Below are 13,154 nucleotides of genomic sequence, written 5' to 3' on the forward strand. Positions count from 1 at the left end.
GGCCGTATCTTCGCACGCGGGGTGTGACTAACAGTCACCTAACAGCGAGAACAGGCACGATAGCGGTGTGCGAGTGCTGGTGGTCGAGGACGAGAAGTTATTGGCCGACGCGATTGCGGGCGGACTACGCAGGCATGCGATGGCGGTCGACGTGGCCTACGACGGATCCGCGGCGCTGGAACGAGCAGGCGTCAACGACTACGACGTGGTGGTGCTGGACCGGGACCTCCCTCAGGTCTCCGGCGACGCCGTGTGCGGCAGACTCACCGAATCGGGTGGGCAGGCCCGGATCCTGATGCTGACCGCCGCGAGTGCGGTGACCGAGCGGGTGGCCGGCCTCGGACTCGGGGCCGACGACTATCTGACGAAGCCGTTCGCCTTCGCGGAACTGGTCGCGCGCGTCCAGGCATTGGGACGGCGGGCGCGTGCCGCCACTCCCCCGGTACTGGAACGGTCCGGGATCAGGCTGGACCCACACCGTTTCGTCGTGACCCGCAACGGCGGGCCGGTGTCCTTGTCCCGCAAGGAGTTCGCGGTGCTCGCCGAATTGCTCCGGGCGGACGGCGGCGTGGTGTCGGCCGAACACTTGCTGGAAAAGGCGTGGGACGAGCACACCGACCCGTTCACGGGCGTGGTGCGATACACCATCATGAACGTGCGCAGGAAACTCGGCGAGCCCCAGCTGATCGAGACCGAGCCCGGTGTGGGATACCGGATCCGGTGAGAGGAAGGACGATTCGCCTGCGGCTCACGCTGCTGTACGCGGCGGCCTTCTTCCTGGCGGGCGCGGTGCTCATCGCGCTGATGTACTTCTACCTGAACCAGTCGCTGGAACGGCGCCCCGGGGTGGGCGCACAGAAGGTGGTACGGGAATATCTCGCCGCGCGAGCGGAGCGGACCAGGACGCCGGTCTCGGAGGAACTGTACCGGGCACTGATCGATCAGGCCGAGCAGAATCGGCGGGATACTCTGCGTGCCATGCTGGTGTGGTCGCTGGTGTCGCTCGGGGCGGTCGGGATCGCCGCGGGCGGGATCGGCTGGTTGATGGCCGGCCGGGCCCTGCATCCGTTGCAGCGGATCACCGCGACCGCACGACGCGTGGCCGACACTCGCCTGCACGAGCGTATCGCGCTCGACGGGCCCGAGGACGAAATCAAGGATCTGGCTGACACTTTCGACGCCATGCTGGAACGGTTGGACCGGGCGTTCGACGGGCAGCGCAGGTTCGTCGCGAACGCCTCACACGAACTGCGCACACCGCTGACGATCAACCGGACACTGATCGAAGTGGCACTCGACGCACCGGATGTAGCGGAGTCCACTCGCATGCTCGGCGGTACGCTGCTCGAGGTCAATCACCGCCACGAACGACTCATCGAAGGCCTGCTGCTGCTGGCCACCAGCGAACAATGTCCGACCGAGCACCGCGGCGCCGATCTCGCCGACCTCGCCCGCAGCGCGATCACTGTCGCGACGAGCGCCGCCGGCCAGACCGGTGTGCGGATCACCGCCGACCTGCGAACGGCCCCCGTACTGGGTGACCCACTGCTGCTGGAACGCCTCATTCAGAATCTGGTCGACAATGCCGTGCGCTACAACCTCGCGGAGCACGGATGGGTGTCGGTTCGGTCCCGATCGGCCGCTGACCACGCCGAACTCACCGTCGACAACAGCGGCCCAGCGGTCCCGGCGTCGGAAGTCGACGGGCTCTTCGAACCGTTTCGCCGGTCGTTGTCCGCCGAGCGCCTCGCCGACTCTGGAAACCGCGGGGCCGGGTTGGGGCTGTCGATCGTGCGCTCGGTCGCCCAGGCCCACGGTGGCGCCGTCCGTGCGGTGGCGCGTCCGGAGGGCGGGCTCACGGTGACAGTCGACCTCCCGCTCGCCGGCGGGCACGGCAAACAGCAGCCGGCACCGCCCCGGCCGGTTGCCTCCGTGCCGTGATCCACTCCGGACGCGGGCGGGTACGACACCCGCCCGCACCGACGTCAGTAGTTGTGGCAGGTGTCGGCGATGGTGCGCATCTTCTCCCTGCGCTCCTGCGCCTGCGGCGAGTCGCGGCGCTGTTCGAACTTGGCCTTGGCCTCCGGATGCGTGTCCAGGAACTCCTTGGCCCGCTGCTTACGCTGGTCGACCGGGAGGCTGAGGAACTCCTGCGCCTTGGCCTTACGGTCCGGGTGCGCATCGAGGCGGGCGGCGAACTCGGGGAACTGGGCATGCACGGCGGCATCGATCTGCTCGAAGCTGCAGGTCGTCTCGAGCAGGCCTGAACCCGGCTGGGCGGAGGCGGTCGCCGGGATCAGCAGCGCGCCCGCGGCGACCAGGCTGCCGAGAGCGACGGTGGCTCGAACGAATCTCGTCATGTCGAATGACCCTTTCGGTTGGACGTCCGGGTCACGATGGCGCGACCCGGCGCCAAGTCCATCAGGCGAGATGTTCGCTCAGCGCTAGGAAATTCGCACCGGTTGCCCGACAGCGGATCTCGGCGTCGGGGTCAACGTCTTGTTCAGGTCTGTGCGTAGCGTCATAGCCGAATCGAGCAGGTAGTTCTGCCGAACCTTCCACGGGTGGCGGGCGCCTTGGCGAGGGAACTCGGCGATGGACCGCCGGATATAGCCGGAGGCCAGATCCAGCAGTGGGTGTTCGTCGAGCGCGCCCTGCGGTTGCGGGACCACGGCGGCGTAGTCCTTGCGGTCCATGTGGTCGAGGACCTTGCACACCAGCCGAGACGTGAGATCGGCGCGCAAGGTCCATGAGGCGTTGGTGTATCCGATGCAGACGGCGAAATTGGGAACGCCGGTGATCATGGTGCCCTGCCAGACGAACTGCTCGGACAACTCGACCGCGGCGTCGTCTACCGTCAGGTCGATGCCGCCGAAGGCGAGCAATTGCAGTCCGGTGGCGGTGATCACGATGTCGGCCGCCAACACACGGCCGGACTTCAGCCGAATACCTTCCGGCACAAAGCTTTCGATGTGGTCGGTCACCACCTCGGCCGTACCCCTGCGCATCGCCTTGAAGAAGTCGGCATCCGGGGCAGCGCACAGCCGCTGGTCCCACGGATTGTAGCTGGGCGTGAAGTGCTCCGCTACGGCCTTGTCGTCCTTCAGAATTCGAGTGGCGAGACCGGTGAGCAGCTTGCGCGCGGAGTCCGGTCGGCGCCGGCAGTACTGGTAGAAGCCGATGGTGAACAGGATGTTCTTGATACGGATCACCCGATGCGCCAGTCGGGGCGGGAGTAACTCGCGGATCTTGTCGGCTTGCTTGTCCCGGCCCGGGACGGGGCTGATCCAGGTCGGTGAGCGCTGCACCATGGTCACCGACTCGGCCTGCTCGGCCATCGCCGGGACCAGGGTGACCGCGGTAGCGCCGCTCCCGATCACGACGACGCGCTTGCCGGCGTAGTCGATGTCCTCCGGCCAGAACTGCGGGTGCACCACCCGACCGGAGAAGGTGGAAATCCCAGAAAACTCGGGTGTGTACGGCTGGTCGTAGTCGTAGTAGCCGGCACACGCGTAGAGAAAGCCGCAGGTGAGAGTACTCAGTTCGGTGCCGCCCGTCGCGTCGCGGTGTTCGAGCGTCAGCGTCCAGCGCGCGGTCCGGCTGGACCAGTCGGCGCAGCGCACCTTGGTGCGAAAGCGGATGTGCCGGTCGATGTCGTAGTCCGTGGCGGTCTCGGTGATATAGCGCAAGATCGACGGGCCGTCGGCGATCGACTCGGCGGCGCGCCACGGCTTGAAGGGGTAGCCGAGGGTGAACATGTCGGAGTCCGATCGGATGCCTGGATACCGGAACAAGTCCCAGGTACCGCCCAGACTGTCGCGTGCCTCGACAATGGCGTAGGTCTTGCCGCGGCACGCGGTCTGCAGCCGGTAGGCGGCGCCGATACCGGACAGGCCCGCACCGACGATCACGACATCGAGGTGCTCCGGACGCACGACGGGCTCGGTCATGGTTCCAGTGTGTCCGATCCCGGTTCGACTGCGCGAATCCTGGTCGGCGCGACACCCCCGGTATCGGCGGCGCAGCATCCGATCGACGGATCGTTCCACAGCAACTGTTCGGCTCCCCGCCCGCTCTGATCGGTGCTGGGAAGAGGCCGTCGCGCGGCATAGAATCCTCTCGGGATCGACTGGGAAGGGGGCCGCATGGACGCGGTCATCAAGGAGGTCGCCGAGGAGGGCAAGCGGCTCATCGACCGCGCCTGGCTCGGCGAACTCACCCGCGAACAGGCGGTGCACATGTTCGTCCAGGTCGGCGACGGACTGGTGCACTACGACACCGCACTCGACATCATTGACGACGGCGTACAGCGGCTGGACGCCAACGCACGGTGGGTTCGAATATTGCGGTGGTGCGCGCTTCTGGAACTGCCCGTGTACGGCGCCTTCGCGGCACTCGCCGTACTACTCGGCGACTACACCACCGCAGTGCTTTCGGTGCTGTTGCTGGTGATTCTGCAGATCGTGCACCGCACGTTTCTGCCACATCCTTTGCTCCCCGGCGGCGATCGGTCCGAGTAGCCGTCATCGCTGCGATGGCGCCGACGGCTGGAACTGTCACGCACAACGGCGGGCCAGCGGACCTTCCGACGCCGTATCGCTATCGTCTGCACCGCACTGGGATTCGTGGGCAAACCCACAGCACCCGACCTCCGCGACCCAATAGCCTAGTCTGCGCTTCATGAACCGATCGACCAGCGCATCGGGCGCGCATCCGGACGAGCCGCACGGCGAGGGGTTCGCATCCACCCTGAACTGGCTACGCGCCGGCGTGCTCGGCGCGAACGACGGCATCGTGTCCACCGCTGGCCTCGTCGTCGGTGTCGCCGCGGCCACGACCAGCACCAGCGCCCTGTTCACCGCCGGCATCGCTGGCCTGTTCGCGGGCGCGATCTCGATGGCGGTCGGCGAATACGTCTCGGTCAGCACGCAACGTGATGCGGAGCGGGCGCTGCTGGCCACCGAGCGCAGGGAACTCGAGCAAGAGCCGAACTACGAGCTGGATGAACTCACCGGAATCTACCGAGCCAAAGGCCTGTCCGCCCAGACCGCGCGCAAGGTGGCCGAAGAACTCACGGCACACGACGCATTCGCCGCGCACGCCGAGGCGGAACTCGGCCTGCGCCCCGACGAACTGACCAACCCGTGGCAGGCGGCATTCTCCTCCGCGGTGGCGTTCACGCTCGGGGCGCTGCTCCCGCTGCTGGCCATTCTGCTGCCGCCGGTTACCGCCCGCATTCCAGTAACTTTCACGGCGGTTGCGGCCGCGCTCGCACTCACGGGGTCGATCAGCGCCGCCCTCGGTGGAAGCCCCCGCGGCCGAGCCGTCGCACGGGTAGTACTCGGCGGCACGCTCGCCATGGCAGTCACCTACGGCATCGGGCAGTTCGCCGCGGGCGTGGGAACCTGACGGACGCGAATGATCGAACGGAGGCGAATGGCGGTCGAAGGGTTCGACCGCCATTCGCCTCCGCTCGACGAACTACCACACTCTGACGACGATACCTAGTAGTACCAGCGGCGGCCGCCGACCGGGCGGCCGAGCGAGCCGGCCAGCAGCAGGACCAAGCCGATGACCAGAATGATGATGCCCGCGGTGGTGAGCAAAGAAATTCCGAGCAGCCATCCGATGATGAGAAGCACGAGACCGAGAACAATCATGGTTGTATTTCCTTTTCTCGATAGTTATTTCGCCGCCGATGCCGGTGCGCTGCGGGTTCGTTCTGTACTCGCGGAGCCACCGGAAGAAGGTGTCGCCCGCTTGCGGAACAACCGGTTCCAGACGGGCTCTCCCGTGGCCGTCGGCTTCCGCGTCTCGGATGTGCCGGTCGCGAGGTCTCGCCGCACCGCGGCCATTTCCCGACGCGACTGCCGCAGTTCGCGCCGTGCGGCCGCGCCGCGCCGGGTAGCGCGCCAGACACCGGCCAGTACGAGCGCGAGCCCGAGCATCCCGATCGCGCCGAGCACGACCCCATAACCGAACAGCGTTCCCATGGAACCATGGAAGTAGTAATCGAAGACCGAGAATTCACTTGTCACTTGCTGGGCTGTGCCGGTGTTTCCCACGACGGCGGCAACCCCGATGATCACTGCCGCGATCAAGACAATGAGTCCGATGATGATGATCATGACAATCCTGTTGCGTCGATTGATGTGACAAACCGGCTATTCCCGGCGAGAACAGAGTCAAACCCGACCAAGGAATTGTTTGTTTGAGCCAGGTGTATCGGTCTATGCGGAAAGCATGACCTACACCATCAACCTGCCCAGCGTTACCCGCGAGTCCGCCTCGGCGATCGCAGCGAACCTGCGCGGTGTCAGCGGCATCGACTCGGTCGACATCGATGTGACCTCGGAGCGCGCCCTGGTCACCTCCACCCTGACCTACAACGAGGTCCTGGCCGCGATCCGCCAGAGCGGCGTCGCCGCCACCTGACCAAGCAGTGCCGCCTGGGCCGGACGCCACGATCGGCCCTGCCCGGTGGCGATACGCGCGATACGCCGGACAACACCTCGCCCATGCCCACCCGTCTACGCCCCATACGCGATGATGCAGGGGTGACGGACGTTTTCGACTCCGAATTCGCGCGAAACCCGTGGCCCGAGCTCGCGCGACTCCGTGCGTCGGGCGGCGTGCACCGTATCCGCACGCCGGACGGTCCCTCGGCCTGGTTGGTGACCAGGTATCGGGACGTGCGGGCCGGGCTGCTGGACGATCGGCTGTCCACCCATGTCCGGCACGCGAATGCCGAGGACTACCAGGGTTTCACTGTTCCGCCACCGCTGAATGCGAACCTGCTCAACACCGAGCCCGCCGACCACGTTCGATTGCGCAGCCTGGTCACCGGCGAGGTGTCGCCACGACGGCTGGCCGAGTGGACCCGGCTGGCTCCTGAGTTGGTGAATTCCTGCCTATGGACACTGAATTCGGGCCAGACGGTCGATCTGGTCGAACGGCTGGCCGTGCCGCTGCCGGCCGCGGTGCTCGGCGAACTCCTCGGCCTCGACGGACCGACCCGCGAGTACCTTCTCGGGTGGGCGAATTCGACGTTACTGCCGTCGGCGTCGCCGCCCCGGGCACGCGACACCTTGGCGACCATGCTCGCGATCATCACCGACACCATCGAGCACGCGCGGACGCACCGCACGGACACGGTGCTCGGACGGCTGGTCGCCGCACACGTCGACACCGGTTCGCCGAGCGCGGACGAACTAGCAGGGTTGCTGTTCTACCTGCTGTTCGTTTGGTATGAGGTACTAGTCGACCTGATCGCGGGTGCCGTGCTCACGCTGCTGGGCCGCCCGGACCAACGAGAAATTCTCCGGTCGATGTCGGACAAGGAAGCCGCGGTGGACGAGTTGCTGCGCCACCTGTCGCCACAGGTGCTGGCCGGACCACGCTTCGCGACCACCGAGCTGACGATCGGCGCGGCGACCATCCGCCCGGGGCAGGCCGTTCTGCTCTGCCTCGCCGCTGCCAACCACGATCCCGAAATCTTCGACCGCCCGGAGGAATTGGATCTCACCAGGGACCGCGGCCCACAGCTCGCGCTCGGCTACGGGGTGCACGCCTGCTTGGGCAACGGCCTGGTGCGCACGGTCACCGCGGCCGTGCTAGCCCACGTCGATGCCCGGTGGCCGGACACCGTGCTCGCGGTGGATAAGCGAGAGATCCTCTGGCGCTCGGGATTTCGGCATCGTGGACCACTCGTGCTGCCGGTGCGGCTCGGTTGACCCAAGGGAGACTCAGCGATCCAGCGCAGTAACCCGCCGGTCGGTGACCCGCGCGCCAACGATCGCGCGGGCAAGCCGTCCACCATCACCAGGACACCGATCGTCGGCGGGCACGGGCAGGCGCCCATTCCCACCAGGTGATGCTGCGCCACACCCATTCGAGTGGTCCGTACTGGAAAAACCGCAGCCATGCGGCGCTGAGGATCGCCTGCGCCACGATGATCGCGACCGCGAGGCCGAGCAGCGCTGCGTAGTCGGCGGAGTCGGCGGAGTCGGCGGAGTCGGACAGTCCCAACCACGGGTTCGCCAGCAGGATCAGCGCCGTCGCGCAGACGTAGTTGGTCAGTGCCATCCGGCCGAGTGGCTCGAGTACTTCCGACAGCACCGCGCCGGTCTCGGTCCGCAACAACAGCAGCAGACCGGTCAGGTAGGCGAGCGCACCGAGCAGCCCCGCCACCGCCGAGGCGGGGCTGGACCACAGCTCGAGGTACGGCGTGCGGTATTCCCACCGGCCCGCCAGCACGGCGGCGGGTAGCGCGAATGCGAAGATCGCGCCGACCTGCCAACCGCGATCGCCCAGTGTGTCCGCGATCCCGTAGCGAGCGGTGGCCAGGCCGAGCAGACACAACCCGGGCACCATGGCAAGTCCGCCACCGAGAGTCAGCGCCACAACGACGGTGCCCGCCAGGCCCGCGCCCAGCACCAACCAGTTCGGCAACGCCGACGCGGGCAGCAGAATCGCCAGCCCGACAATCGCGTACGGCAGCAGCGCCTCTCCTGGGTGGAACTGATGATGGATCAGGCCGACGATCGCGAGCGCGCCCAGCCGCCGGGCCAGAACGAGTCGCGGACGGTCGGTCCGCCGCGCCGCGTCGTCGAGCAACAGCGCGAAACTCAACCCGAACAGCAACGAGAAGATCGGGAAGAAGCGTCCTTCGAACAACACCGACAGCGCGTGCCGCACCGGAACCACCACGCCCGGCTCCCTCACCACGGTCATCCCGGTGATCTGCCAGATATCGACCACCAGGATCCCGCACAGCGCGAACCCGCGGACCGCGTCCCATTCGCGGATGCGTGGTCGATCCACGTCGTGGTGCATGGATGTCACGGTATCGGCTGCCGCGCGCGGTCCGGCGCTTCCCGAGGAGATGTCGCCCACATATGTTAATGCACGAACTATTCATGCATTAACATTCTTCTCGAGAGGCGAGGAGCAACGATGGGAACTGAGGTCGACGATCCGCTTCGGCTGGATCGACAGGTGTGCTTCGCGCTCGCGGTGGCCAATCGCGCGGTACTGGCTGTCTATCGACCATTACTGGAGCCGCTCGGGCTGACTCATCCGCAGTATCTGGTGATGCTGGCGCTGTGGGGCGAGGCGCCGATGTCGGTCAAAGCGATCGCCGAAGCCATCCAGCTCGACTCGCCTACCCTGTCACCGCTGCTCAAGCGCTTGGAGAGCGCGGGGTTGATCACACGCGAACGCAGCAGTCACGACGAACGCAACCTGGTGGTGGCATTGACGAGGGCGGGAGCCGAACTGCGCGAGCAGGCCGAGCGGATTCCGCCCGCTGTCGTGCAGCGGCTCGGAGTCACGCTGTCGGATCTGGAGGAGCTGCGCGACGTACTCACCCGAGTGAACGACGCGGCCCGCCGGTCAATCCTCGCCGCCTCCGACGGCGCCCCGACGGCCACCACACACCGAGAGGTCCGCGCATGATCCGAGAACAGCGACGACCCAACCCGGTCCAGTGGGTCGGCTACGCCTTCGGACGCCGCCTGCCCGATTCCCTGCGGGAATGGGTGCGCAACGATCTGACCGGCACCCATGCCGCCACCCGGCACGTACTGCGCGGACTCGTTCCGTTCACGCCGCTGTTCACCGTATTCTTGTTCTTTCCAGGCGAACTGTGGCTGCGTGGCGCCATGGTCCTGCTGGCGTTGCTGCTGGCCCTGTTCTACACGGTCGCGTTCATGCCGATGAACCGCGCGCATCGGCTGGCCAAGCACGGGCTGCCCGCGGATCTGGAGAACCCGGAACGGGCCAGGCGCCGCGCCGTGGAGCGCGCCAGGTACGCGGCCCAGCATCCACACTGAGTGGCCCCGGGGCGGGCTCGGACTCCGTGCCAGAAGATCGAAGTGAGAGCCCCGGCGGCTACCACCCGTCGGGCGTCGCGGGCAGCGGCTCGGAGCCGCCTTGCTCCTGCGCGAGGCATACCCACTGTCCGTCCGGCCTGCGGTCCCAGTGGGCGGTGATCCCCTCATGCGAACAATCGGCACCGATCTGCTGCTGGTTTCGCGCCACGCACGCCCACTGCCCCTCCCGCATCTCCCACTGCGCGGAGATGCCACCCGCCGAACAATCGCCGCCGATTTCGCGGACCAGCCGCAGCGGCACCATCGAGGTAGGCGGCACCGGGGCCGGCAAGGACCTGGGTTGCGGCCAAGCACGCGCGGTCGCCCGCGGCGCCGGGTCGGTCGCCGAGGGCGGAGATTGATGGCCGGCTGTGCCGCCATTCGGCAGCACCAGGACGGTGATCGAAACCATGAGCGAGGCAATGGCGGCGAAGCCGGCCGCGGTGGTGAGGATATGGGAGCCGTCGCCGCGATCGTCGTCGGGTCCGCGACCGCTGTCGAATGTGGCCATCGATCCGCCTTCGCTGCCGAGTAGGAACCACCGTCACGAACAGCACGCTTGTCCAGCAGGCTACCTAAGTTTGCCTATCGACAGATCTGGTTTCACCGGACCGATATAACCAGCTCAGACGGCATACGAAAGGGATGCCAAATAATAGCTGTAGCTACTGACGGCGGCACTGCGCCGGCACGTGACAGTCCAGCTATGGACTGGTGGCGAGAAACACGAAAGCTGAGAAAAGCGCTAGATGGACGCCGCCTTGCAGGAGGGTCGCCCGCCCTGGAACGACCGTCAGCCCACCCACCACCACCGTCAAGGCGAGCAGCACCATCTGCGTCGGGCCGAGCCCCAGGACCAGTGGACCCTCCAGCCAGATGCTCGCGACCGCGATCGCCGGGATGGTCAGACCGATGCTCGCCATAGCAGAGCCCAACGCGAGATTGAGGCTGATCTGCACCCGATCGCGGCGCGCGGCGCGCACCGCGGCGAGCGTTTCGGGCAGCAGCACCAGCAGGGCGATCACCACACCGACCGCCGACTGGGGCAGCCCGGCCGACTCGACCGCCGACTCGATGGTCGGAGAAACCACTTTCGCAAGACCGACGACACAGACCAGCGCAACGAGCATCAGGGCAAAACTGCGCAGGGCGGCCCGTGCGCCCGGCAACTCGCCGCGCTCGTCCTCCTCGGTGACGACGCCGGCGCTCTCGACGGGCAGGAAGTCGTCGGGATGGCGCACTGTCTGCACCATGACGAACAGTCCGTACAGCGCCAGCGAGGCCACCGCGGCGAAGGCCAGCTGCGCGGTGGAGAATTCCGGACCCGGTTTGCTCGTGGTGAAGGTCGGTAACACCAGGCTGAGGGTGGCCAGGGTGGCGACCGTGGCCATCGCCGCGCCGGTGCCCTCGGCATTGAACACCGCGATCCGCCTGCGTAGCGCACCGACCAGCAACGCGAGGCCGACGATGCCGTTGCAGGTGAACATGACCGCCGCGAAGACCGTGTCGCGAGCCAGCGTGGACGTCTTGTCGCCGCCGGCCGAACTCATCAGCGTGAGAATGAGGCCGACCTCGATCACGGTCACCGCGATCGCGAGCACCAGCGATCCGAGCGGTTCACCGACCCATCGGGCGACCACCTCGGCGTGTTGCACCGCCGAGAGCACCACACCGACCAACACGATGAGCACGAGGGTCACCGCGATGCCCGGCAGAGCTCGCCCCCAGGTAGCCGCGAGAGCGAAAACGGCGAGCAGTGGTACGAGGACGGTCCAGCGGGCGAGCGACACACGGATCATGCCGACCATCGTCTCAGCAAATTGTCGGCATCACGGTCAGGTGATCGATCTCTACCCACTCGGCAGTCCGTTCAGTCGCGCAGATCGATCCGTACGCTGAGCAGGTCGGTGCCGACGAGTCGCACGGCTGCGCTGTTGGCGCGCGGCAGAACGGCGAGGCGCGCGCGCACGTCGTCATCGGGCAGCAAGTGCGCGGTACCGGCGTACCAGCGTCTGTGCAACCGTAGCCGAACTCGATTGTCCACCTTGATGTTCCGAATGTACTGCGACCGGTCCCCGAACTCGGAGACGAGCCAGAATTCCGATCCGACCTTGCGTCCGCCGATCGGGGTGATGCGCGGCTGCCCGCTGACTCGTCCGGTGGTTTCCAACAGAGTCTGCTCGGGCAACCGACCGAGGAGCGGGTTGCCGACCCGCCGCTGGAACGCCGTGACAACCCGATGCTGAATATCGCGCATGGTCGGCATGGCTGGACGCTAACACCGGATCACCCCGCGCGCGGGGTTCGCCGCCCACAATGGTTCGGGCGCCGGCCCGGTCGCCCGAACGCGTGGAACAAGCCTGGGCGCCACGCCCACCCGACCACGCGGTACCGCGTCGGAGTCGAAGCTGACGGGGCACTCCACGGTCTGTCGGTCGAAACACCTTGTTCACCAGGTGTTCAGGGCGATGCCTGTTACGGCGGCGGCGAGCGTTACGCCGGAACATACCCACGATGGATCGCTCCGGAACCGAACAATAGGTGAGAATTTGGCGGTGCGGACCCAGTTCACTGCCGAGCTCATCGCGTTGACCAACGATCTGACGCTGATGTGCTCGCTCGCCCACGACGCCGTCGAGCGAGTCACCGATGCGCTCGTCGACGCCGACCTCACCGCGACCTACGAGGTCTTCGCGTTCGATGAGCAGCTGCAGAAGATGTACGGCGCAGGCGAGGCGCGGACCGTACTGCTGCTCGCGCTACAGGCGCCGGTAGCCCGCGATCTGCGGCATGTGGTGACCGCGATTCAGATGGCGGGCGAGCTGTCCCAGATCGGCCTGCTCACCAGCCGGATCGCCGACCAGGTGTACAAGAGCCACCCGGCGCATGTGGCGAAGCGATCCATACTGGAGATCCTCGCGGAGATGGGACGACTCGCGGCTGAGCGCACCGCCCTGGCCGGTCGGGCGGTGGCGGGGCACCCTCTGCTTCCCGAGGACGCGCCGGGCACCCAAGTAATGGAAACGCTGCACCGACGACTGCATTCGGCCCTGGTCGACCCCGCGTCCCAGTCGTCCACCGTCGCGGCGATCGACATCGCGCTGCTCGGCCACCACCTGGAGCGCTGCCTCGATCACACGGCACGCATCGAACGGTTGATCCGCTTTCTCGACACCGGGGTCCCCCCGACGGCCCAGCCGTCCGACGACGAGTAGCGCCTACGACCACGGCGCAGTGGTGTTCGTCCGCAGCGCGGGTGCCGGTGGTCCCGGATCGTGAATC

Annotated in this window: 17 protein-coding genes; 9 read left to right on the top strand and 8 right to left on the bottom strand. The window is 66.9% G+C overall.

What is annotated here, in order from left to right; translation table 11 throughout:
• Nucleotides 1-67: 67 nt before the first annotated feature.
• A complete protein-coding gene (locus AB0C34_RS27020; RefSeq protein WP_357078682.1) occupies nucleotides 68-724 on the top strand; it encodes a response regulator transcription factor in 657 nt (218 codons plus the stop codon).
• Nucleotides 721-1,941: a HAMP domain-containing sensor histidine kinase gene (locus tag AB0C34_RS27025; RefSeq protein ID WP_357078684.1), complete on the top strand. Its 1,221-nt coding sequence runs from the start codon at nucleotides 721-723 to the stop codon at nucleotides 1,939-1,941. Before AB0C34_RS27020 ends, AB0C34_RS27025 begins: the two co-directional genes overlap by 4 nt.
• Before the next feature lie 44 nt (nucleotides 1,942-1,985).
• On the opposite strand, the gene AB0C34_RS27030 is transcribed toward AB0C34_RS27025, so the two are convergent.
• The gene (locus AB0C34_RS27030; RefSeq protein ID WP_357078687.1) at nucleotides 1,986-2,360 is read right to left on the bottom strand and encodes a hemophore-related protein; all 375 of its coding nucleotides are present in this window, start codon (nucleotides 2,358-2,360) and stop codon (nucleotides 1,986-1,988) included.
• Between the two features lie 84 nt (nucleotides 2,361-2,444).
• Nucleotides 2,445-3,950, bottom strand: coding sequence for an NAD(P)/FAD-dependent oxidoreductase (locus tag AB0C34_RS27035; RefSeq protein WP_357078690.1), 1,506 nt, complete (start codon nucleotides 3,948-3,950; stop codon nucleotides 2,445-2,447).
• A 195-nt stretch (nucleotides 3,951-4,145) separates the two neighbouring features.
• On the opposite strand from AB0C34_RS27035, the gene AB0C34_RS27040 reads away from it, so the two are divergent.
• Together AB0C34_RS27040 and AB0C34_RS27045 are read left to right on the top strand one after the other, a co-directional pair.
• Nucleotides 4,146-4,520: a hypothetical protein gene (locus tag AB0C34_RS27040; protein ID WP_357078692.1), complete on the top strand. Its 375-nt coding sequence runs from the start codon at nucleotides 4,146-4,148 to the stop codon at nucleotides 4,518-4,520.
• Between the two features lie 160 nt (nucleotides 4,521-4,680).
• Nucleotides 4,681-5,409 (top strand): VIT family protein, encoded by a 729-nt coding sequence (locus tag AB0C34_RS27045; protein ID WP_357078695.1) that lies wholly within the window; start codon nucleotides 4,681-4,683, stop codon nucleotides 5,407-5,409.
• A 95-nt stretch (nucleotides 5,410-5,504) separates the two neighbouring features.
• Here the strand turns inward: AB0C34_RS27045 and AB0C34_RS27050 are convergent, their stop codons facing one another.
• Together AB0C34_RS27050 and AB0C34_RS27055 are read right to left on the bottom strand one after the other, a co-directional pair.
• Nucleotides 5,505-5,660 carry a DUF6131 family protein gene (locus AB0C34_RS27050; RefSeq protein ID WP_357078698.1) on the bottom strand — a complete coding sequence of 52 codons (156 nt, stop codon included), beginning with the start codon at nucleotides 5,658-5,660 and terminating at the stop codon, nucleotides 5,505-5,507.
• Nucleotides 5,661-5,684: 24 nt separating this feature from the next.
• Nucleotides 5,685-6,128 (bottom strand): hypothetical protein, encoded by a 444-nt coding sequence (locus AB0C34_RS27055; RefSeq protein ID WP_357078700.1) that lies wholly within the window; start codon nucleotides 6,126-6,128, stop codon nucleotides 5,685-5,687.
• Between the two features lie 115 nt (nucleotides 6,129-6,243).
• Between AB0C34_RS27055 and AB0C34_RS27060 the strand changes: the two genes are divergently transcribed.
• Both AB0C34_RS27060 and AB0C34_RS27065 read left to right on the top strand, forming a co-directional pair.
• Complete coding sequence (locus AB0C34_RS27060; RefSeq protein WP_357078703.1) at nucleotides 6,244-6,435, top strand: hypothetical protein; 192 nt, start codon at nucleotides 6,244-6,246, stop codon at nucleotides 6,433-6,435.
• 122 nt (nucleotides 6,436-6,557) lie between these two features.
• The gene (locus AB0C34_RS27065) at nucleotides 6,558-7,733 is read left to right on the top strand and encodes a cytochrome P450 (protein WP_357078706.1); all 1,176 of its coding nucleotides are present in this window, start codon (nucleotides 6,558-6,560) and stop codon (nucleotides 7,731-7,733) included.
• Nucleotides 7,734-7,818: 85 nt separating this feature from the next.
• Here the strand turns inward: AB0C34_RS27065 and AB0C34_RS27070 are convergent, their stop codons facing one another.
• Nucleotides 7,819-8,835 carry a DUF418 domain-containing protein gene (locus tag AB0C34_RS27070; protein WP_357078709.1) on the bottom strand — a complete coding sequence of 339 codons (1,017 nt, stop codon included), beginning with the start codon at nucleotides 8,833-8,835 and terminating at the stop codon, nucleotides 7,819-7,821.
• 120 nt (nucleotides 8,836-8,955) lie between these two features.
• On the opposite strand from AB0C34_RS27070, the gene AB0C34_RS27075 reads away from it, so the two are divergent.
• Both AB0C34_RS27075 and AB0C34_RS27080 read left to right on the top strand, forming a co-directional pair.
• Nucleotides 8,956-9,456, top strand: a complete 501-nt coding sequence (locus AB0C34_RS27075; protein ID WP_357078712.1) for a MarR family transcriptional regulator — start codon at nucleotides 8,956-8,958, stop codon at nucleotides 9,454-9,456.
• A complete protein-coding gene (locus AB0C34_RS27080) occupies nucleotides 9,453-9,833 on the top strand; it encodes a DUF5313 family protein (protein ID WP_357078714.1) in 381 nt (126 codons plus the stop codon). The genes AB0C34_RS27075 and AB0C34_RS27080 overlap by 4 nt, the downstream gene beginning before the upstream one ends.
• Before the next feature lie 58 nt (nucleotides 9,834-9,891).
• Here AB0C34_RS27080 and AB0C34_RS27085 read toward each other — a convergent pair whose 3' ends face one another.
• The 3 genes from AB0C34_RS27085 to AB0C34_RS27095 form a co-directional block, all read right to left on the bottom strand.
• Nucleotides 9,892-10,383, bottom strand: a complete 492-nt coding sequence (locus AB0C34_RS27085; RefSeq protein ID WP_357078717.1) for a hypothetical protein — start codon at nucleotides 10,381-10,383, stop codon at nucleotides 9,892-9,894.
• A 193-nt stretch (nucleotides 10,384-10,576) separates the two neighbouring features.
• A complete protein-coding gene (locus AB0C34_RS27090) occupies nucleotides 10,577-11,671 on the bottom strand; it encodes an ionic transporter y4hA (protein WP_357078720.1) in 1,095 nt (364 codons plus the stop codon).
• Between the two features lie 71 nt (nucleotides 11,672-11,742).
• A complete protein-coding gene (locus AB0C34_RS27095) occupies nucleotides 11,743-12,138 on the bottom strand; it encodes a nitroreductase/quinone reductase family protein (RefSeq protein WP_357078723.1) in 396 nt (131 codons plus the stop codon).
• A 289-nt stretch (nucleotides 12,139-12,427) separates the two neighbouring features.
• Between AB0C34_RS27095 and AB0C34_RS27100 the strand changes: the two genes are divergently transcribed.
• Complete coding sequence (locus AB0C34_RS27100; RefSeq protein ID WP_357078726.1) at nucleotides 12,428-13,087, top strand: PhoU domain-containing protein; 660 nt, start codon at nucleotides 12,428-12,430, stop codon at nucleotides 13,085-13,087.
• Nucleotides 13,088-13,154 lie beyond the last annotated feature (67 nt).

Origin of the sequence: Nocardia sp. NPDC049220 (assembly GCF_040647855.1) — a bacterium.
GTDB lineage: Bacteria > Actinomycetota > Actinomycetes > Mycobacteriales > Mycobacteriaceae > Nocardia.